The sequence below is a fragment of the Chryseobacterium indologenes genome (assembly GCA_016025055.1).
GTDB classification, from domain to species: Bacteria; Bacteroidota; Bacteroidia; order Flavobacteriales; family Weeksellaceae; genus Chryseobacterium; species Chryseobacterium indologenes.
Genome location: CP065590.1, coordinates 3,829,990 through 3,847,304 on the forward strand (window position 1 = coordinate 3,829,990; position 17,315 = coordinate 3,847,304).

At 36.4% G+C, this 17,315-nt stretch carries 17 protein-coding genes and 2 pseudogenes; 3 read left to right on the forward strand and 16 right to left on the reverse strand.

What is annotated here, in order from left to right:
* Positions 1–88: 88 nt before the first annotated feature.
* The gene (locus H3Z85_17600) at positions 89–778 is read right to left on the reverse strand and encodes an HAD family hydrolase (GenBank protein ID QPQ51138.1); all 690 of its coding nucleotides are present in this window, start codon (positions 776–778) and stop codon (positions 89–91) included.
* Positions 779–854: 76 nt separating this feature from the next.
* Here H3Z85_17600 and H3Z85_17605 point away from each other — a divergent pair, with 76 nt between their 5' ends.
* Both H3Z85_17605 and H3Z85_17610 read left to right on the forward strand, forming a co-directional pair.
* Entirely contained in the window at positions 855–1,418 is a 564-nt protein-coding gene (locus H3Z85_17605; protein QPQ51139.1) for a Crp/Fnr family transcriptional regulator, read from the forward strand.
* 136 nt (positions 1,419–1,554) lie between these two features.
* Positions 1,555–2,058: an N-acetyltransferase family protein gene (locus H3Z85_17610; GenBank protein QPQ53935.1), complete on the forward strand. Its 504-nt coding sequence runs from the start codon at positions 1,555–1,557 to the stop codon at positions 2,056–2,058.
* A 46-nt stretch (positions 2,059–2,104) separates the two neighbouring features.
* Here the strand turns inward: H3Z85_17610 and H3Z85_17615 are convergent, their stop codons facing one another.
* The 12 genes and pseudogenes from H3Z85_17615 to H3Z85_17670 form a co-directional block, all read right to left on the reverse strand.
* On the reverse strand, positions 2,105–2,926 hold the full coding sequence (locus tag H3Z85_17615) for a GLPGLI family protein (GenBank protein QPQ51140.1): 822 nt from the start codon (positions 2,924–2,926) through the stop codon (positions 2,105–2,107).
* A 65-nt stretch (positions 2,927–2,991) separates the two neighbouring features.
* A complete protein-coding gene (locus H3Z85_17620) occupies positions 2,992–4,311 on the reverse strand; it encodes an MATE family efflux transporter (protein ID QPQ53936.1) in 1,320 nt (439 codons plus the stop codon).
* Positions 4,312–4,468: 157 nt separating this feature from the next.
* Positions 4,469–5,653 carry a sigma-54-dependent Fis family transcriptional regulator gene (locus H3Z85_17625; protein ID QPQ51141.1) on the reverse strand — a complete coding sequence of 395 codons (1,185 nt, stop codon included), beginning with the start codon at positions 5,651–5,653 and terminating at the stop codon, positions 4,469–4,471.
* 56 nt (positions 5,654–5,709) lie between these two features.
* Complete coding sequence (locus H3Z85_17630; GenBank protein ID QPQ51142.1) at positions 5,710–6,369, reverse strand: YggS family pyridoxal phosphate-dependent enzyme; 660 nt, start codon at positions 6,367–6,369, stop codon at positions 5,710–5,712.
* Between the two features lie 63 nt (positions 6,370–6,432).
* Positions 6,433–7,245, reverse strand: coding sequence for a polysaccharide deacetylase family protein (locus tag H3Z85_17635; GenBank protein ID QPQ51143.1), 813 nt, complete (start codon positions 7,243–7,245; stop codon positions 6,433–6,435).
* A 336-nt stretch (positions 7,246–7,581) separates the two neighbouring features.
* Complete coding sequence (locus tag H3Z85_17640; GenBank protein ID QPQ51144.1) at positions 7,582–8,310, reverse strand: DUF72 domain-containing protein; 729 nt, start codon at positions 8,308–8,310, stop codon at positions 7,582–7,584.
* Positions 8,311–8,314: 4 nt separating this feature from the next.
* Positions 8,315–11,163 (reverse strand): annotated as a pseudogene (locus H3Z85_17645) (copper-translocating P-type ATPase).
* Positions 11,164–11,331: 168 nt separating this feature from the next.
* Positions 11,332–11,892 carry a helix-turn-helix transcriptional regulator gene (locus H3Z85_17650; protein QPQ51145.1) on the reverse strand — a complete coding sequence of 187 codons (561 nt, stop codon included), beginning with the start codon at positions 11,890–11,892 and terminating at the stop codon, positions 11,332–11,334.
* Positions 11,889–12,284: an acyl-CoA thioesterase gene (locus H3Z85_17655; protein ID QPQ51146.1), complete on the reverse strand. Its 396-nt coding sequence runs from the start codon at positions 12,282–12,284 to the stop codon at positions 11,889–11,891. Before H3Z85_17655 ends, H3Z85_17650 begins: the two co-directional genes overlap by 4 nt.
* Before the next feature lie 97 nt (positions 12,285–12,381).
* On the reverse strand, positions 12,382–12,795 hold the full coding sequence (locus H3Z85_17660) for a hypothetical protein (GenBank protein ID QPQ51147.1): 414 nt from the start codon (positions 12,793–12,795) through the stop codon (positions 12,382–12,384).
* A gap of 61 nt (positions 12,796–12,856) precedes the next feature.
* Positions 12,857–13,059 (reverse strand): annotated as a pseudogene (locus tag H3Z85_17665) (helix-turn-helix transcriptional regulator).
* A gap of 3 nt (positions 13,060–13,062) precedes the next feature.
* Positions 13,063–13,593, reverse strand: coding sequence for a DUF2975 domain-containing protein (locus H3Z85_17670; GenBank protein ID QPQ51148.1), 531 nt, complete (start codon positions 13,591–13,593; stop codon positions 13,063–13,065).
* Between the two features lie 248 nt (positions 13,594–13,841).
* Here H3Z85_17670 and H3Z85_17675 point away from each other — a divergent pair, with 248 nt between their 5' ends.
* Positions 13,842–14,195, forward strand: a complete 354-nt coding sequence (locus H3Z85_17675) for an RNA-binding protein (protein ID QPQ51149.1) — start codon at positions 13,842–13,844, stop codon at positions 14,193–14,195.
* Between the two features lie 159 nt (positions 14,196–14,354).
* Here H3Z85_17675 and H3Z85_17680 read toward each other — a convergent pair whose 3' ends face one another.
* The 3 genes from H3Z85_17680 to H3Z85_17690 are packed head-to-tail and all read right to left on the reverse strand — an operon-like array spanning position 14,355 to position 17,276.
* The gene (locus tag H3Z85_17680; GenBank protein QPQ51150.1) at positions 14,355–16,145 is read right to left on the reverse strand and encodes a DUF4153 domain-containing protein; all 1,791 of its coding nucleotides are present in this window, start codon (positions 16,143–16,145) and stop codon (positions 14,355–14,357) included.
* 19 nt (positions 16,146–16,164) lie between these two features.
* Entirely contained in the window at positions 16,165–16,665 is a 501-nt protein-coding gene (locus H3Z85_17685; GenBank protein ID QPQ51151.1) for a BlaI/MecI/CopY family transcriptional regulator, read from the reverse strand.
* Between the two features lie 8 nt (positions 16,666–16,673).
* Positions 16,674–17,276, reverse strand: a complete 603-nt coding sequence (locus tag H3Z85_17690; GenBank protein QPQ51152.1) for an ABC transporter permease — start codon at positions 17,274–17,276, stop codon at positions 16,674–16,676.
* Positions 17,277–17,315 lie beyond the last annotated feature (39 nt).

Sequence of the window (17,315 nt, forward strand, 5' to 3'; positions counted from 1 at the left end):
AATTAAATAGGCTGTTTTATCATAAAACAGCCTATTTTCATTGAAAAATATAATAAGGAGTTTTAGGTATTGCTACCTGAGACTGAATTTAAAGATACTGCATAATTTCATCAATACTTTTAAGTTCTACAAAATGCTCATGTTCCAGATTGCTCGCATGTTGCTCATGCGTCCATGTCACATGATACGGAATGTGTGCTGCAGATCCGCCGATTTCCAATACCGGTAAAATATCTGATTTTATTGAATTTCCAAGCATCAGAAAATTTTCCGGCTGGCAGTCGAGATGCTTTAAAAGTTTTTTATAATCGCTGTTTTTTTTATCACTCATAATCTCGATGTGATGAAAGAAGCCTTCCAGCCCTGAATTTTTAAGTTTGCGTTCCTGATCCAGAAGATCGCCTTTTGTGGCGACTACGAGTCTGTATTTTCCTTTTAGGCTTTCAAGCGTCTGTGTAACTCCGTCCAGAAGTTCTATGGGTTTTTGAAGCAATTCCTGCCCCAGTTCAATAGCTTTGCTTACTAACTGCAATGAGGCTGTGCCATTGGAGACCCTGTTGATGGTTTCCACCATGCAAAGCATAAAGCCTTTTACTCCGTAGCCATACAAATGCAGGTTTTGCATTTCCGTTGTAAAAAGTTCCTGTGATACAGAATGTTGTGGCAGATAATCTTCAAGTAATATACAGAATTCTCTTTCCGCTTCCTGAAAATAAGGTTCATTGATCCAAAGCGTATCATCGGCATCAAAAGCAATCGTCGTGATATGATTATTCATTTTTGTTTTGTAATTTTCCGTTTTCAAAATTCAACATAAAAAATAAATCAGACAAGGACATTTGTCCCGGATCACTATGTTACGCACCAATCACAGTTTTTTAAAGTATTTCGAACAGCTTTATCATCAGCAGGATCAGAAAAAAGATATTGTTCTGCAGTCTTTTTCTAAAGGCGAAAAAATATTAATACAGGACCAAAAGCCTTCCGGAGTTATGTTAATTAAAGAAGGAATTGTCAAATGCTTTTTTGCCGAAGAAAACGGGAAGGAATATATCGTAGAATTTCTGAGTACCGGTGAAATTATCGGAGAAGTGGAGATGATCAAAAATATCAACTGCCTGTGCAGTATTCAGGCAATGACGGAGATTGTTGTCTATTCAGTAGATATTCCTTACTGTAAATCTTTGATTCAAAAGGATATTACACTAAACAATCTACTACTGGATAGTTTTGCGGAAAGGATCATCAATACCTCAAGCAAAGCATCTTACCAGCAGCTTTATACAACAGAATATACTTTGGTGCAATTACTTGCGATGCAGGAAAAACAGCAGATTCAGCTTTCAAAAGAAGATATGGCTGCCTATCTGGGGATCACGGTGAGAAGCTTAAATAGGATCTTAAAGAATTTAAAATAAAATTTATATTTTCTACAAGTTGAGTTGATTTTTAAGAGGGGTTTGGTTTTAATTACTAATTCTCAATTGATTTTGTGTTATTTTTTAAGGGGTGTTTTAAAATTTATTACTTTTGTCCGGAAAATTAAACTATAAAATGGTGACTCTAAAGTTTAGAAACGCAGGTGCAGACGATTTACCGAAAATCGTAGAAATATACAATTCAACAGTGGCTTCAAGAATGGTCACTGCGGATATGGAAGAAGTTTCAGTTGAAAGTAAGCAAAAATGGTTTGCAGAACATAATCCTGAAACAAGGCCGTTGTGGGTAGTAGAAGACGCTGATAATGAAACGGTAGGATGGGTGAGTTTCAGTTCATTCCACGAAAGGGCTGCATATAGCGGAACGGTAGAAGTAAGTATTTATCTGGATGAAAAGTGCAGAGGAAAAGGATATGGGAAAACAATCCTTCAGTATTGTATTGATAACGCATCGAAATTCGGGATTCATCATCTGGTTGCTCTTATTTTTCTACATAATGAACCTAGCTTAAAGTTGTTCAGGTATTTTGGTTTTGAAGATTGGGGAACACTTCCTGATGTGGCTGTTTTGGATGGAGTGGAAAGGAGTCTGAAGATTTTGGGAAAAAGAATATATTAAAATACGAAAGCAGTCTGATAGAGACTGCTTTTGCGTATAAATTCCCTTAGTTGAAGACAGGTTCTTTATCCTTTTCAATATAAATATACCTTCCTTTGATGCCATTCTGAAGCATTTCTTTTTTCTTATTAAGTTCCTCTGCAGATTCTATACTTTCGTTTTTAAAGGATACATTTCCGCCGTTTTTTACCTTTTCAGAAAACATTCTTGTGGGATTCTGGTAAATATCCTCCACATATTTATTAAACTTTTCATTCGAGATAGGAATGGCAGGTTTACCGTAATGGGTTTCCAGAAATTCTTTGGTATCATAATCTGCAGCAAGTTTTTCGTTATGAATTACTTTGTATATAAAATTCTGATCCGAATCTTCCAGAATAAAGATCAAGCCGGGTAGTCCCCTGAATTTGTAAGGACCTTCCTTGATGTTAATGTCATTCGAAAACCAGGCATTCCAGCTTCTTCCTCCAAAATCCGTAGTTGCTTTCTGAAGCTTATAACCATTGTATTCTTTCATTTCCTGATGCAGCTGCCAGGTCATTTCATCATTTGTTTTTACTACAAAATAATCAAAGAAATCCCTGTACCAATTGTTTTTGAATGAATCAGGCTTCCTTTCGACAATTTGATCTGTTCTTGTACTGTAATGGGAAACCGATTGGTTGGCTTCTTTGTTTTTAGCGTCATAATCAGCAAATTTTTTATCATAAAATTTTACCGATTTCGGACTGATATCTAGGTTCATCAGATTGGTCATGTATTCTGCTGACGCATCTTTGCGGTATTGAAGTTCGTAGGTGAAACGGTTGGTTTGAGATTGATATAAAGAACCTGCATATAAAGCGAGCAGGAAAAATGTCTTTTTCATATGTATTAGTTAGCGGAGCCAAAAATAATAAAAAAACGCAGAGTTTATAGCTCTGCGTTGATATATTAATTGGTTTTTATCTGTGGGTTCTGTTTAATCCTTTTAGCGGACATATTCAGGAACCGCTTTACGAGGAATACGGCAGATATCGTCAGTCCTAATCCAAGGGCTATCCACATTCCGAAAGCTCCCATTTTCAATGTTACGCAGAAGAAATACCCTAAAGGAATGGTGATCACCCAGTAGGCGATAAAGGTATAAATTGACGGTATCTTAACGTCCTGCAATCCTCTCAGCATTCCCAATGCTGTAACCTGAATTCCGTCCGAAAGCTGGAATAAAGCAGCAATAATCATCAGTTTTGAGGCCAGGGTAATTACTTCCACCTCTTCCTTTTTGGTAAAGAAAGTTGGCAGTATATTTCTGCCCAGGATGAATACCAATCCACAGATACACATGAAAATAAATGCAATCTTCAGGTTGTTGATTCCCACTTTTCTCAATTCGACGAAATTCTGTTCACCCAATTTTCTTCCGATCATTACCGTAGATGCAACACTGAATCCAACACAAAGGTTGAATGTGAATGAAGCCATGCTTAAGGCGATCTGGTGAGAGGCAATGTCGTGAGCAGAAATCAGTCCGCAGATAAATGCAGCTCCTGCAAATGCCGTTACCTCAAAGAACATTTGTAAAGCAGTAGGTAATCCCAGTTTTACCATCTTATCAAACATTTTTTTAGAGAAATCCTGTATTTTTAAAGAAAAATCTTTGATATATCTTCTGGTTCTTTCTTCTTTAACCATTACAAAATAAAGGAAGACAACCATGAAAATTCTGGAAATCAGTGTAGCCAACGCAGATCCTTTGACTCCCATCGGCGGAATTCCCCAAAGCCCCTTGATAAATACGTAGTTCAGGGCGATGTTGATAATATTGGCAATAATGGTAGCCTTTGTAACGCCAATCGTATAAGACAAACCTTCAGATACCTCACGAAGCGTCTGGAAAGCCATGAACGGAATCATGCTTACCACCATAATACTTAAGAAGCTTACCGTATCCGGAATAATCTTGGCAGGCTGCCCTGAATGGTAGAGCAGAGGCATTCCCAGCAGCAGGATGGCCATCAGGATAACCCCCACCGACATATTGATTACAAAACCATGACTGAACACGGAGTTTATGGTAGCGTGGTCCTGTCTTGAATGGGCTTCCGAAACCAATGGTGGTATCGCAAATGAAAAGCCAAGGGCTAATACAAATATTGAGAAAAATACAGCATTCCCCAATGACACAGAGGCCAGGGCATCGGCACCCAAAAGTTGTCCGACAATAATATTATCAAATAAATTCACTGAAACCTGCCCCACCTGGGTAAGCATCACAGGCAGAGCCAAAGTCAGGCATTCTTTAGTGTAGTTTTTGTTTAAAAAAGCTCATAATATTTTAAGATTCATATAGTTTATAATTCAGATAGGGTCAAAAAAAAATTTGCAGCGAGTACTGCAAATTTTTATAAATATTGTAAATAATAGTGTATTATTTCCTTACAAAACTTGCAACGTCACTTTCAGAAACAGTGTTTCCACCAAGAATGATCAATCTCTCAACAACATTCCTTAATTCTCTGATATTTCCCGTCCACGAAAGAGCTTTTAAAGCATCAATAGCTTTATCATCAAACTTTTTCACTGCAGTACCATGCTCATCAGCAATCATACCGGAGAAATGTTCAACCAACAATTTAATGTCTTCTTTTCTTTCATCCAATGGCGGAACGTAAATTTCAATTACAGAAAGTCTGTGGTAAAGGTCTTCTCTGAACTTTCCTTCTTCAATTTCTTTCTGCATATTTTTATTGGTTGCTGCAATTACCCTTACATCAACTTTTATTTCTTTATCACTTCCTACAGGGGAAACTTTACTTTCCTGAAGTGCTCTTAATACTTTAGCCTGAGCAATAAGGCTCATATCACCGATCTCATCAAGGAAGATGGTACCTCCGTTGGCCTGCTCAAATTTCCCTTGCTTATCTTTGATGGCACCCGTAAAAGATCCTTTTACGTGACCAAAAAGTTCAGATTCAATAAGTTCAGACGGAATCGCAGCACAGTTTACCTCTACCATCGGGCCTCTTGCGCGCTCACTTTGATTGTGAATAGCATGAGCTACCAATTCTTTTCCCGCACCGTTAGGCCCGGTAATCAAAACTCTGGCATCAGAAACAGCTACCTTTTCGATCATATCCTGAATTTTTTGTAATGCAGGAGAATTACCGATCATCTGGTATTTTTTATTTACTTTTTTCTTCAGCGTTTTGTTTTCAGTCTGAAGGTTTTTGTTTTCTTTCTTCAACGTTTCTTTAACCAGGGCATTTTTTACGCTGGTGATCAGTCTGTTGATGTCAATCGGCTTAGAGATAAAGTCATATGCACCCTCTTTCAAGCACGAAACAGCGGAATCGATGTCTGCGTGACCCGAGATCATGATAAAAGTTGTTTCAGGCTTCAATACAAGACTTTGCTTTAAAAGCTCAGTTCCTGAAAGTTTAGGCATTTTGATGTCGGAAATCACCAGAGCGAAATCTTCTTTTTCTACCTGTTTGTAGCCTTCTAGGCCGTCTTCGGCGATAACAAATTCATAATCTGTAAGTTCATCAGAAAGAATACTGTGAAGTACTCCCGATATTGCTTTTTCGTCTTCTACGATAAGGATTTTTTGCATAGTCGCAAATTTAAATTTTTTGTTTCAATTATTAGCAAAAATCATACCTAAAAATTCTATTTTGAGTAATCTCTTCTGCCAAAAATTGCAGATCCAACCCTTACAGAGTTGGCTCCACATTCGATCGCGATAGGGAAATCATCACTCATTCCCATTGATAATGTTTTTAAAGGTTTTAGTTGATTTAATTCATCAAAAATATGCTTTAAGGTTGAAAATTCTTTTGTCACCTGTTGTTTGTCTTCTGTAAAACTTGCCATTCCCATCAGGCCTGTGATGTCAACATTAGGAAATTTTCCTTCGGTATAGGCCTGAAAAAGATTTTTTGCTTCAGTAATTTCAAGCCCGAACTTCGTGTCTTCAGCCGCTATTTTTACCTGAAGAAGAACTTTGATTATCCGGTTGTTTTTACCGGCTTCCTTGTTGATTTCTCCTAATAATTTCTCAGAATCTACACTTTGTATCGTATCGATAAACGGGGCAATATATTTGACTTTGTTGGTCTGCAAATGACCAATCAGATGCCATTGAATATCATCAGGAAGAAGAGGAGACTTTTCCATCAGCTCCTGTACTTTATTTTCTCCAAATACCCTCTGTCCAAAACCATATACCTCTTCAATAGCTGAAGCGGGATGCGTTTTTGAAACAGCAACCAATTGAACATGGCCGGGAAGCTGGTTTTTTATACTCTGATAGTTTTCTTTAATACTCATAGATGCAAATTTCCGAAAATTAGTTGACAGTACCAGCTATGAATACATTTCTTTGGCATTAAATCAATTCAGGACCTCATTGATTTTAGGATATTGTGAAATCTTTCTGAAGACAAACTTGTTGCTTTTCTGGAGCTTTTCTATAAACATATCAAGCTCGTTGATAGAATCTGTATCTCTCAGGTATTGATCGTGAGTCAGGAAAACCAAATGTCTGGACGTTTTTTCCAGGTCATTAAGGAAGATACTGTCAATTTTCTTCAACATCGCTTCATGGCTGCCTTTTAAAGTCATTTTCTTTGACGGCCTCCATTCAAGGTCCCAGCCGATTACCTTATAACCGGCATTTTTCAGTCGATTAGCGGCTGCGGTGGAACTTTTAATATCGGTTACATTAATATTATTAAGTCTCCAGATATTTCTTCCCGGCGTTCTGGCAATTTTATCAGAAAGTTTCAGGCTGTCTTTAGCAATATCAAAATCATGAACAACTGCCTCGGGATTTTTATAGAAATCCGAATACTTGTTGTGCGCATGCGTAAAGCTGTGATTGGCAAGTTCAACCAGGGGATTTTGTTTTAAAAGCTCAAAATCATTCTTCTGCTTTGTACTTCCATAGGTATGTTTGCCTACCAGAAAGGCGGTAGCGCATACATTTCTTTTGTTTAATATTTTTAAAAGGTTTTCTGTACCCTGATTTGGGCCGTCATCAAAAGTAAGATATATTACTCTTTTATCCGAATCTGTGTTTTCATCATCTATCTTGGGGACTGCTTCTGCGGTAGGATGTTCTTGTGAATATAAGTTTTCTTTCACATCATTCTTGAAGTTACAGCTGTTCAATAAAAATGAAGTTGCACTCACCAATGCAAACATCCCGAGAAAAGTCTGATTTTTTGACTTTTCCGCAAAATTTTTTTCATAAAGATAATGGCGTTTTGTTTTGTTAAAAATCGTTAAAAATAACAATTGAATGTTAACAAATTATATGCCATGTCTCCTTATTATTTTCCTTTTTAAGCTTATTTTAAGAACTCTGTAGTAAGGAAATCTTTTATTAATCTGTAGATTGTGATTTTATATTTTTGAATCTTTAATTCTTAACATTTATAAATGTCAAAACCATAGTTATTCTCTATATATGTTGCTGTTTTGTTATTTTCTTTGTTTTAGAGAATTATTTTATTTTAACATATTGGTAATATAAATACCTTATTCCAGAATGCTCTTTAAAAACATGGCATTGTGTATCGCGGACGTTCCCCAGGTATTATTAAAGAAAATAAACGCTTTTTGAGGGTGGTTTTTGATTTGCTCTGCCAAATGGCTGAGGAAGTCATCGCTGTAGGAGGATTTATATAGTACAGGCTTACCGTGAAGCCTGTAGTAAAGCACTTCAGGGTGGTTGATAATCACTTCTTCGGACAGTTTCCCAGGGAAACTTACTCCTGAGAAAATGATTTTCATTCTTTTTAAAAGACTGAAAATCTCTTTTTGCCACCAGGATTCATCCCGGAATTCTATGACATTAAGAAAATTACTATCGATATTTCTTATGATCCGGTCTGTATTTTCCTGAGTATTTTTAAATGACGGAGGAAGCTGATAAAGAAATCCCGACAACTTGTCTTTAAGATGGTCGTGAATATGTGTACAGAATGCTGTAATTTCTTCTTTTGATTCTGAAAGGCGATTTTGATGGGTGACCGATTTTGGGATTTTAATAAAAAACCTGAAATGATCCGGTGTCTCATCATGCCATTTTAAAAGTGTTTTCGCAGTGGGTTTTCTATAAAATGTAGAATTGATTTCTACGCAATTAAAGTGCTCGGCATATAAAGAAAGAAAATCTTTACTTGGGGTATTCTCAGGATATAAAGACCCTTTCCAGTCGTTATTATAAAACCCCGAGCATCCTATGTAAAGATTTTCTTTTTTCATACTGTTATTTTATATCCAGATCCACCGAATTTAATCTCAATGAATTAAGGATCACTGAAAGAGAACTGAAACTCATAGCAGCTGCAGCAATCATTGGTGAGAGAAGTATTCCAAAAAATGGATACAATAATCCTGCCGCAATCGGAACTCCCAATACATTATAAATGAAAGCAAAGAATAAGTTTTCCTTAATGTTTTTAAGAAGTTTTTCACTTAGTAGCTTTGCTTTTGCAACTCCCAGGATATCGCCTTTCAATAAAGTGATTTCTGCACTTTCAATGGCAACATCAGTTCCTGTTCCCATAGCAATTCCTACGTTGGATTGTGCAAGAGCAGGAGAGTCATTGATTCCGTCTCCGGTCATTGCCACAATTTTCCCTTGTTGCTGAAGTCTTTTTACTTCATTCAGCTTGTCTTCGGGAAGGCAATTGGCTTTAAAATGCTTAATTCCCAGCTCGTCTGCAACTGCTTTTGCGGTGTGTTCATTATCTCCTGTCATCATGATGACGTCAATTCCTTCACTGATCAGCTGTTTCACCGCTTTTTTTGAGCTTTCCTTGATTTTATCGGTAAAGCTGATAAATCCTAATACATTCTGATCCTGTGCGATATAAGAGATGGTGTGGGCTTTGGATTGTACTTCTACCGCTTTTTGTTGTAACCTTTCCGGGATCATAATCTGATGTGAAGTGAGCAGGCTCTCATTTCCCAGATATGTCATTTTACCGTTGATATTTCCTTTGACTCCTTTTCCTGATATATTTTCAAATTGTTCTACCTTTTCAGAAGAGATATTTTCGTCCTTAGCTCTTTTAATGACAGCATTTGAAAGCGGATGTTCAGAATTTTGGTTCAGAGAGTAGGCTAGCTTTATGATCTGATTTTGTGCTCCCGAATCCGTCACTTCAATATATTCTACAGACGGTTTTCCCTCGGTTAAAGTTCCTGTTTTATCGGTGATCAGAACGTTTACTTTATTCATTTGTTCCAGGGCTTCGGCATTTTTAATGAGAATACCGTTTTTGGCTCCTTTTCCGATTCCGACCATTAAAGACATGGGCGTTGCCAGTCCGAGTGCACATGGGCATGCGACAATTAAAACGGCAACCGCATTTACAAAAGCAAATAAAGTTCTTTTTCCTTCCGGTCCGAAAAATTGCCATAAAACGAAGGTAAGTGCAGCGATGAGGATCACAGTAGGCACAAATACTTTTGAAACCTTATCCGTGAGTTTCTGGATTGGGGCTTTGCTTCGGCTGGCTTCATTCACCATTTTAATAATTTGTGAAAGAAGAGTTTCTTCACCTACTTTTTCAGCCTTCATGATGAATACCTGATTACCATTGATGGTACCTGAAGAAACTTTGTCATCCACATTTTTTTCAACGGGAACGGGTTCTCCGGTAATCATACTTTCGTCTACAATAGAATTACCCTCCGTAATCTTTCCGTCCACAGGAATTTTTTCTCCGGGTTTTACTTTTAAAAGATCCCCGATTTTTACCTGAGAAAGCAAAACTCTTTTTCTTCGCCATTCACAATAAGATTGGCTTCGTCCGGAGAAAGATTCATCAATTCTTTGATCGCATTTCCTGTTTTTTTATGGGCTGCAGCTTCCATCAACTGCCCTAAAATAACTAAGGTAAGAATCACACATACCGCCTCAAAATACAAAGGGATTTCATGATTGTGTCCGCGGATTTCATGAGGAATAATATCCGGGAAAAACAGTGCTGCTATGCTGAAAATAAATGCAGCAGCCACCCCAAGGGCAATAAGACTGAACATGTTGAGATTCCAGGTTTTAAAAGAAACCCAGCCCCTTTTCAACAGGAACCATCCGGAATAAAACATGACCGGAAGTGTTAAGGCTAGCTCGATAAAGCCCTGAATCTGATGAGAAAACGGAAAGTCAATAAACATTCTACCCATCGAAAGAAAAAAGACCGGAATCGTGAATGCTAATGAAATAGTGAATTTTCTTTTTAATATATTGTAGGTTTCATCTTCTTCGTCGTCACCGCTGTCGGGCATTCTTACAAGATCCATCCCGCAGATAGGGCAGCTTCCCGGCTCGTCGCGGATAATCTCCGGATGCATCGGGCAACTGTACTTAGCGGTTTTCTTTTCCGGGTATTTTACAAGGTCCATCCCGCAAACAGGACAGCCTACGTTTGAATCATATGTTTTATCACCTTCACAATACATCGGGCAGTAATATCTTCCGGCCATTTCGTCGGTAACTTTAGGCGCTTCATGGTGGTGGCTGTGAGTATGTGAGTGTGAGTGTGAGTGACTTGTGTCTGCATTTTTGATAAGATCTTCAGTGATCTCTTCCAAATGCATGTGACATACAGGACAATCTCCTTTTTCGTCATATACTTTATCTCCTTCACAGAACATAGGACAATAGTAATTTCCTATATGGTCTTTAAAGTTTGCGGGAAGATGGGTTGCGGAGTACGTAGGTTTATGATTCGGGTCTTTTTCAAGTTTTTCTTCAATCGGAACGAGATACATTTTACATACCGGGCATCTTTCTCCCTGTTTGAAGTATACTTTTTCACCTTCACATTCCATTGGGCAATAATAGACGGAGGAAGGGGATACCCGATCCTGAGGTTTTATGAAAGCTTTTTCCGGTGCACCGGGATCTTCGAGTCTGTATTTTCCTGCTTCTGACAGAGCATTATTGAGTGCAGATAGTTCTATTTCATGATCAGAAGTGATGGTTGCGGTATTGTTTTCAAGATTCACGTCGGCTTTAATGCCCGGCACGCTATTCAGCTGATTGGAGATTTTTTTCTGACAACCTGAGCAGGTCATCCCGAGAATTTTATACTGTCGTTCCATGATTCTAAATTTATACTACAAAGGTCCAAAATGGAAATCTAAGGTTGTTATAAATTTAAGGATAATAGTTATAAAATTTAGATCGCTGAATGTTGGGGTGGGAGAATGTTAGAGTGGGAGAGTTAAGTATTAGATACAACTCTCCGAATCTCGTACTCTTCAACTCAGCTACAGGCTGTCCAGCGGTTTTCTGTGATGATCTTTAAGTTTTTTGAATTCTGTAGGTGTAAACCCTGTTACATTACGGAATTGAGTGGATAAATGCTGAACGCTTTTATAACCCAGTTTTCCGGCAATTTCAGTAAGGTTGAACTCATTATACAGAAGGAGTTCCTTTACTTTTTCAATCTTTTGTAATATAAAGAATTGTTCTAAGGTAACATTTTCATTTTGCGAAAAGGTTTTGGAAAGGGAACTGTAGTCCTTATGAAGCTTCGAACTTAAAAATTCTGAAAGCAGGAAATCCTCATCAATGTCCAGTTCACCAACTTTTACGATAATGAGGTTCTTAATTTTTTCAATAAGCTGGTGGGAAGAATCCATAATTCGCTCGAAACCACTTTCAAGAAGGCGCTTTTCAATATCCCGCATTTTTTCAGCGGGAATATCAGAGGCCATTTCAGCCTCACCCAATATCACAGAATGAGTACTGATACCGGCAGTATTAAAAATGTTTTCAACGGCAGCAATACATCTGTTACAGACCATATTCTTTATGAAGATCTTCATGCTCCGGTATTTAATCTGTCTTTTACAAATTCTATTTGTGTCTTACCGTGAGGAGCCGGATTGCCATCTGCATCGAGATTGACCATGACAATTTTCTCAACGGTAATAATTGTTTGGTGGGTCATCTTGTTTCGGACGTCGCATCTTAACGTCACTGATGAGGAACCAAAATGAGTGGCTTCAATTCCTATTTCTATAATATCTCCCTGTTTTGCTGAACTTACGAAGTTAATTTCAGAGATGAATTTGGTGACTACTTTGGTATTTTCCAACTGGATGATGGCATATAACGCTGCTTCTTCGTCAATCCATTGTAAAAGTCTTCCTCCGAAAAGTGAATGGTTTGGATTTAAATCTTCTGGTTTTACCCATTTTCTGGTATGGTAGTTCATATATATTACTAATTTGTTGTGCAAATTTAAGCTTAAAAGCTGATGTTTTCAATAGAATACTATGTATTGATCTGAAGAGAATTATTTATTTTCTCAATCATTTTCTTTTGGAGCGCATTGCTTTTGTTTTTACCACAGAAGAATCTGTTAACAGTTTCCGGTATTCTGTACTTTCTATTGGGATTAAAGCTACTTTTCCTTCTGAATTATGATGAAATCCAAATCCATATCGTTTGGCCAAAGGAGAGGACCGGAGGCAAGCCTGACCTTTGGAAAAGAACTTTTGTCTCTCTTCGTCTTTTTCATTTTCAGAAATATCATTTTTTATAGCATAGCATTCAAAAATAATATCATCGGAAGAATATCGGTAGGGATTTTTGATGATTTTTTCATATTGTAGGCCTGCTACTGTTTTTTCTTTCTTTTCAGGAGGTATTTGTGCATGATTAACAGGGCAGTCTTCTGATACCTCAATGAATGTGTTGATGTAATTGGTGGTATGTTTTTTCATGGTAATAGATCAGATAATAAAAAATCCGAATCACAAAGATCCAGATTTTTATATATAATTTTTATTCTTTATACTCTAAAATTTCACCCGGCTGGCAGTCCAGTGCTTTGCAAATGGCTTCAAGGGTACTGAAACGCACGGCTTTTGCTTTTCCGGTTTTTAAAATAGACAGGTTAGAGAGTGTAAGGTCTACTTTTTCAGACAGCTCATTTAATGACATTTTTCTTTTGCCATAATCACATCTAGATTTACTATTATCGGCATGATCTATATTGTTAGGTCGTTTTCAGTTTGTATTTCTATTCCTCTTTTAAATACCTGTGCAATAATAAAAATGATTCCGCCAAAAAACAAATATTCAGCTCCGGATCCTATAAAATCATAGATATTGGATAACGGAATATCCTTTTTAAAAATATTTTCACTATAAGAAATAGCTAGTAAAGAAAGAATTCCGATGGCAAATGCAGAGTAGCTTATTTGGGTAATAAGCTGTATGATCGCTTCGCTGAAAGGGGCTTTAAGATTGAGCTTCCGGAAAATCCGGATCACCAGAAATGCAAGGTAAGCTTTATATCCTGCCAAGAAAATAATAAAAGACATCATCAATTTGTATGCATTGACATTGGTCTGGTAAAGTTCAAATAGATTTAATCCTTCGTACAGGTTTTTAGCGCCATCAGGATTATAAAGTGTCATAATAAATGTAAAAGTCAATGCACCTGCTTTGATGCATGATCCAATAAATAATATCCAAACTACAACACTTAAAACAGATAAATTTTTTTTTGTTTTCATGTTAATTATATTTTAATGTGAATCAAATATCAGTAAAAATTTATTGAAAAACAATAAATTTTTACTTTTTTCCAATTAATTTGATTTTTTGATTCAACATAATGTGAGAAATACTCAAAAAAAGCTTTGATTTGAAATATTTAATTGTATCTTGCATACGTTTATATTTGGAATCAATATTTGTTCATTAATTTATGTTGCTTTTCTTTTATATACCAAATTTTTATTAATTTTTTAATTTATTTAAAATGAACATTTTTGTTTCAAACATCAATTACGCAACTAAAGAGTATGAGTTGCACGATCTATTCGCAGAATTTGGAGATGTATCATCTGCCAAAATCGTTACAGACAGAGAAACTGGTCGTTCCAGAGGTTTCGGTTTCATAGAAATGGGTGATGAAGAAGGAAAGCAGGCTATTGAAGCTCTTAACCAAAAAGAATTCAACGGAAAAACACTGAATGTATCTGAAGCTAAACCAAGAGAAGAGAAGCCAAGAAGAAGCTTCGATAACAACAGAGGTGGAGGTTATGGTAACAACAACAATAGAGGCGGAGGCTATGGTAACAACAACCGTGGCGGAGGCGGAAATCGTTGGTAAAAATATAGAGCGGCTTTTTAGCCGCTTTTTTTTTATATAGTTTTCTGATATGGATACTTTATTTCCCGGAAATATATATTGAAAAAACTCAGTTTTTTCATTTGTAAAGTTCAGAATTCTAATCATAAAAAAGGCTGTTTCTACATGAAACAGCCTTTTTTATTTTGGTTTGATCAAGATATATACATCACCGCAATAGATGTTATCCCTCTTGTTGTAAAAGTCTTTTTCTTTCGTGACTTGCTTTAGAATAAGCTTGATATGGTATTTTCCCAGATCATCTTCCACCTTAATATCCGGTACATAGACCGTTCCGGTTTTGCCTTTGTTTTCCTGAAAAAGCTTCATGATCTCAGGGCCTGCTTCTATTTCTTCTTTGTTGTTGAGTATAAGTTTAAAGGAGGACCTTTCAGTGAGTTTATCAATGATTTTAAATTGATCCTCATTCAGTTTTTGCGGATCCTGATTATAACCGGTTACGTTCAGCAGATACTGATAATCATCAATTTTAATGGCTTGTTGTTCAGAAACCATGACAAGTCGTTCCGTGTCATACGAGTCTTTTCTTGTGGTCGTATTTACATGGGTAAATTTTCCCTCAACAGTAAATCGTATCGAATAAAAGTTTCCAGCTTCAATGCTTTTAGTCAAATCTGCATGGTCTTTTTTGTCCAGCAATCCCAGTATAAATTCACTTTGCTTTCTTTCGGCTAAAAATTGAAATTTATCAGCAATTTCATTTCTGATGGTATCGGTAATTTTTTGCTCAAAATTTATTTTGCCGTTATCCAGTAATTTTTGTTGGTTCAAAACCTTTAGCAGTTCCGTTCTCTGACTTCTCCGTGCAACACTGAAGGCATTGATATAGGGGAAAATCATGGCAAAAGCTCCAAAAAGAAATAAACTGACCGGGATAAACTTGATCGTCGCTTTTTTGTTTGAAATAAAATAGATGACCACGCTTAATAACCACAAGGCCAGAAATAAAACGAAATACCTTGGTTCTGTATAACCGTATTCCAGAATTCTGGTGAAAATAGCAATAAACAGAAGAGCAACCAACGGGATAATTGTATAATAGAATGCCTTGGAAAAAATCTTAACCCAGGACTTTGCATTGGCTTCCTTCAATGGATGAACGAGAAGCAATGCCAGTATTCCTACCATACTATATGCTAAAATAAGATAGGAAACCCAACCTCTCGGCAGCTGCCAGTGAATCAGAATTTTGAAAGAGTAGAAGTAAAGGATAACTGCATAAATAAGCAGTAACGGAATTAAAATAAACTGCGTGAAAAACTTTAGAACAACAGGATAACTTGCATCTTTTTCAAGGGTAGGTAATCCTTTTTCATTGAATAAAAGAAAGATGAAACAACTTCCGGTGATAGCCATTACAAAAAATGTATTGGCATACAGTTTATCATTGAAATGGAAATCAAAAAGTTTGTCAATCGCCAGTATTGCCAGTTCAACACCACCTGTTAAAACACCTGTAAATACAGCTGTAAGGAATATATTGACGAATAAATTTTTATTGTATTGCCAGAATCCCAATTCTTTGTTTTTTTCCAGAAACGGAATAAAAGAAACCAGTAAGTGCATTAAAATACCTGTGACAACAATAAGGTAGGAATAATCGTCGGTGAAATAACTTTTCTTGTTGGGTAATATATTGTAAAAACCAATAAGAAAAGCAATTCCGGCTAATTGCAGCAAAAGTTCTTTTCCAATTCTTTGCGAAAGCATTGTCATCGCAAACATCAAAGAAATTCCCAGGCATGCACAGATGGTAAATTTTAAACAGGAAGCATATAGTTCGAATTGATTTGATGTATCAATCATACAAATAGCCCCGGTTGAGGCCAGTATAGCCATCACCAGGACGACAGGATAACGGAAAATGATTTCAGTTGTCCGGTTTAAAGTTTCCCGAAATTTTGTTTTCATGATTTGGTGTTTCAGTGATTTATTCTTTCTTTTTTTTCTTCTTTTTGTCTTTTTCCTTCTCTTTTTCTTTAGACTTGGCTTTCTTTTCTTTTTTCGGATTTAAAATTTCTTCTGCAAATTCGTACTTTGGCTCCTCTATCTTTACAGGCTTGGCGGGTTTAATCTCAATTTTAAGATCAAAATATCCCTTTAAGTCATCCTGGGTCAATAGTTTTTCATTAAAAAGGAACTCAAGGATTTCTTTTCCCGAATCATTAAAGAAATTGTGTGAAAGTTCTTTCAATAAAAACTTTTTATAGTTTTCAAAAGGAACAATGACTGTATATTTAAAAATTCTCCCTTCTTTAACGGTTGACAAATAACCTTTTTCAACTAATATTTTTAAATAGGTGGAAACCGTATTCTGGTGGGGTTTCGGTTCCGGATGCTGCTCCATAACGTCCTTCAGATAGAAAGATTCCATTTTCCAAAACAGCTTCATAAAGTTTTCTTCTGCGGCAGTAAGATGATTGATTTTCATAGAATTTCTTAATGTTGAAATTGAATATTGCAATAAAGATAAATAAAAGATACCATAAAAGCTATTCCAGCGCCCATAAATACTTCTCTCACGGTGTGTCTTTTTAAAATAATTCTGGTAATTCCCACCAGGATAGCTACTCCCAGCCACGCCAGACCCATTTTCCAGTCTAATGAAAAAAATAGGGCAGCTACAAATACATTGAACGCAGTATGCATAGAGCTTTTAATAAAAAGATTACTGATCTGAAGTGAAAAAAGTAGGATTAAAATAAACAGCATGACCAGGTCAATATATCCATTCCTTATATAATGAAAGATAAGGTAGGAAATAACACAGACGGCAATAAATATATAAAGCGTTTTTCTCTGAATCCGGTTGGAGACGTCCATATTGGTATATCTCCCGGTTTTTACATTCCATACAAGCCAGATAACGGTTGGAACAATGATCATTAACAATACAGGAACGAAATAAAGAAGAGAATCATTAAGAGTGTACTGTTTGATACTCATATATATAAAGAATATCACCAAAGACACCAGAGGGTTGAAGAAATCGGATATAACTTTCGAAATTTTGTGTAACAATGAAGATTTTTTTTCTTCCATATTCAAGTTTAAGCTCAAATATAAGACTATAACCCCAAA

Excerpts from the sequence above, each read along its gene's own strand:
- H3Z85_17600 (QPQ51138.1), bottom strand. The coding sequence starts at position 778 with ATGAATAATCATATCACGACGATTGCTTTTGATGCCGATGATACGCTT.
- H3Z85_17605 (QPQ51139.1), top strand. The coding sequence starts at position 855 with ATGTTACGCACCAATCACAGTTTTTTAAAGTATTTCGAACAGCTTTAT.
- H3Z85_17610 (QPQ53935.1), top strand. The coding sequence starts at position 1,555 with ATGGTGACTCTAAAGTTTAGAAACGCAGGTGCAGACGATTTACCGAAA.
- H3Z85_17615 (QPQ51140.1), bottom strand. The coding sequence starts at position 2,926 with ATGAAAAAGACATTTTTCCTGCTCGCTTTATATGCAGGTTCTTTATAT.
- H3Z85_17620 (QPQ53936.1), bottom strand. The coding sequence starts at position 4,311 with ATGCTTACCCAGGTGGGGCAGGTTTCAGTGAATTTATTTGATAATATT.
- H3Z85_17625 (QPQ51141.1), bottom strand. The coding sequence starts at position 5,653 with ATGCAAAAAATCCTTATCGTAGAAGACGAAAAAGCAATATCGGGAGTA.
- H3Z85_17630 (QPQ51142.1), bottom strand. The coding sequence starts at position 6,369 with ATGAGTATTAAAGAAAACTATCAGAGTATAAAAAACCAGCTTCCCGGC.
- H3Z85_17635 (QPQ51143.1), bottom strand. The coding sequence starts at position 7,245 with ATGTTTGCATTGGTGAGTGCAACTTCATTTTTATTGAACAGCTGTAAC.
- H3Z85_17640 (QPQ51144.1), bottom strand. The coding sequence starts at position 8,310 with ATGAAAAAAGAAAATCTTTACATAGGATGCTCGGGGTTTTATAATAAC.
- H3Z85_17650 (QPQ51145.1), bottom strand. The coding sequence starts at position 11,892 with ATGAAGATCTTCATAAAGAATATGGTCTGTAACAGATGTATTGCTGCC.
- H3Z85_17655 (QPQ51146.1), bottom strand. The coding sequence starts at position 12,284 with ATGAACTACCATACCAGAAAATGGGTAAAACCAGAAGATTTAAATCCA.
- H3Z85_17660 (QPQ51147.1), bottom strand. The coding sequence starts at position 12,795 with ATGAAAAAACATACCACCAATTACATCAACACATTCATTGAGGTATCA.
- H3Z85_17670 (QPQ51148.1), bottom strand. The coding sequence starts at position 13,593 with ATGAAAACAAAAAAAAATTTATCTGTTTTAAGTGTTGTAGTTTGGATA.
- H3Z85_17675 (QPQ51149.1), top strand. The coding sequence starts at position 13,842 with ATGAACATTTTTGTTTCAAACATCAATTACGCAACTAAAGAGTATGAG.
- H3Z85_17680 (QPQ51150.1), bottom strand. The coding sequence starts at position 16,145 with ATGAAAACAAAATTTCGGGAAACTTTAAACCGGACAACTGAAATCATT.
- H3Z85_17685 (QPQ51151.1), bottom strand. The coding sequence starts at position 16,665 with ATGAAAATCAATCATCTTACTGCCGCAGAAGAAAACTTTATGAAGCTG.
- H3Z85_17690 (QPQ51152.1), bottom strand. The coding sequence starts at position 17,276 with ATGGAAGAAAAAAAATCTTCATTGTTACACAAAATTTCGAAAGTTATA.